Genomic DNA, 382 nt, shown 5'->3' with positions numbered 1-382 from the left:
TGGCGCCGCTGGCCCCCGCGTTCGATCATTTGTCTCATTCGGTTGTCAATCTCATTGACGACTTTTTGAGCGGGCCTGTCGTCAAGCAGGCTGTTGACGACTTCGCCGGTTGGCTGTCCAGCCCGGAGATGAAACGCGACATTGATGCGTTCAAAGGTTACTTAGGCTCGAAGGACTTCACACACGACATGAAGGCGTTCATGTCCGACTTTGAGCAAGCGTTCTCCGGGCTGCTGCCGGACGTTGAGGCGGCGATGAAGAACTTACGCACCGTCATTCACTTCCTGGCGCAGCCGCTGCCGAAGGAGCTTGATATATTCGGCATGAAGATTCCGCTCGCGCCGGATTTGGGGAAGACCGATCAGGACAGTCCGGGCTTCGC

Annotated in this window: 1 protein-coding gene; it reads left to right on the top strand. The window is 57.1% G+C overall.

What is annotated here, in order from left to right:
• Window positions 1-382, top strand: a 382-nt coding sequence (locus B8460_RS22685) for a hypothetical protein (RefSeq protein WP_048863457.1), incomplete at both ends; no start/stop codon positions are given.

This window comes from Acidisphaera rubrifaciens HS-AP3 (assembly GCF_000964365.1).
GTDB classification, from domain to species: Bacteria; Pseudomonadota; Alphaproteobacteria; order Acetobacterales; family Acetobacteraceae; genus Acidisphaera; species Acidisphaera rubrifaciens.
This window is presented reverse-complemented; position numbering and strand designations above follow the sequence as displayed.